We start from the raw sequence: 1,911 nt of genomic DNA on the forward strand, positions 1-1,911 counted from the left end.
TGAGAAGCTGCCTCTGGCAAAAAAGAAGCCTTTCCCCTGCTGAAAGAAGCGTCCTCAATGTTTGGCCAATATATTGTTGATTTGAGCGGTGCCAGGCTTGCAGTTTTTCCCTTTATTGACACCTCTGACAGCGCTACCGCCCAACAGATTGAAGCCCTGGATTCTGCATGGTCCGAGATGAAGATAGAAGTCGACAGTATTCTTATCGCACAGGACACCGTACTGTCCATGCATGATGTTGCTAACACAATGAGCGAAACCATTCCCCAGCTGCAAGTTGAGTACGACGAAGTGGTAGAAACCCTTCTGGCGAATGATGCGCCTTCTGACCAGATTGCCATGGCTCAGCGCCAGCCCTGGCTGGCAGAGCGTATTGTGCGAAGTGTTGCCAAGATTCTTGAAGGTGGTGAAGATTCCATCATGGCTGCGGACAGCTTTGGCCGAGATGCCAAGCTCTTTGGGCTGGTGTTGCTGGGAATGCTGGAAGGTAATCGTGCCATGCGCATCAGTCAGGTGACTGATGATGCGGCCATTGACCGTCTTTTGGAGATTGCCGACCTGTTCGAATTCGTCGATGGCAGCATTGATCAGATTCTGGAAACCTCGCCAGACCTGTTCCAGGTACGCGGCGCATCCGATACCATCTTCACCGATTCACAACAACTGCTGCAACAAACCTCGGTGCTGGCAGACACCTTGTCCACGCCCACTATTGAGCAGAAGGCACTTGAGCTGGTTATCATGGTCTCTGGTGGATTTTCCCTTCTGTTTGTCCTGCTCAGTGCATGGTCCATTGTTATGGATACCCGCCGTCGTCTGGAAGAGACCATAACCCAGAGCGAACTTACCGAAGCCCAAAACGCCGCTAACCAGAAGGCTATTTTGCGAATTTTGGATGAAATGGCGGACCTGGCTGACGGTGACTTGACGGTTAAAGCCAGTGTTACCGAAGACTTTACCGGAGCCATTGCCGACTCCATTAACTTCTCCATTGAACAACTGCGCGTCCTGGTTAATACCATCAACCAGACTGCCGTCAAGGTAGACGCAGCTGCTCAGGAAACACAGGCAACTGCACGACTACTGGCCGAAGCTTCCGACCACCAGGCCCGGGAAATCGGCGCTGCAACCCAGTCCGTAAACCAGATGGCAGAGTCCATTGACAAGGTTTCCAGCCAAGCCTCCGACTCCGCAGATGTGGCCGACCGCTCGTTACAGATCGCGGCAAACGGCAGTTTGGTGGTACGAAATACCATCGATGGCATGACCACTATCCGTGAACAGATTCAGGACACCTCCAAACGCATTAAACGACTGGGTGAGTCCTCTCAGGAAATCGGTGACATTATCTCTTTGATCAACGAGATCGCTGATCAGACTAACATTCTATCCCTGAATGCCGCTATCCAGGCCTCCATGGCCGGTGAAGCTGGCCGTGGCTTTGCCGTGGTTGCCGACGAGGTTCAACGTCTGGCAGAGCGGGTATCGGCGGCCACCAAACAGGTGGAAGCGCTGGTATCGACCATCCTGACTGACACCAACGAAGCGGTCATTTCCATGGAACAAACTACGTCTGAAGTGGTACATGGGGCCCGTCTGGCACAGGATGCCGGTGTTGCCCTGGAAGAGATCGAGCAGGTATCCAATAGCCTGTCAGGCCTGATCCGGAACATTTCTGAAACTGCAAAAGTTCAGGCGCAGTCGGCCTCACAGGTCGCCAACCGCATGTCAGCTATTCAGGATATTTCTATTCAAACCTCGTCAGGTACCAAGGCAACCGCTGAATCTATCGGTGACCTGGCCAGTATGGCTCTGGAGATGCGTCAGTCGGTTACGGGTTTCAAACTGCCTGAAACCGCAGAGTCCTGACACCACAAAACTTGGGCCCTCTTGTTAATACTCTTTTAATAC

At 52.6% G+C, this 1,911-nt stretch carries 1 pseudogene; it reads left to right on the plus strand.

The features are described 5' to 3' along the window. Positions 1 to 438: 438 nt before the first annotated feature. A pseudogene (locus tag KDK14_RS19325) lies at positions 439 to 1,869 on the plus strand (methyl-accepting chemotaxis protein); the annotation flags it as partial. Between the last annotated feature and the right edge of the window lie 42 nt (positions 1,870 to 1,911).

Origin of the sequence: Endozoicomonas sp. ONNA2 (assembly GCF_024606365.1) — a bacterium.
Lineage (GTDB): Bacteria > Pseudomonadota > Gammaproteobacteria > Pseudomonadales > Endozoicomonadaceae > Endozoicomonas.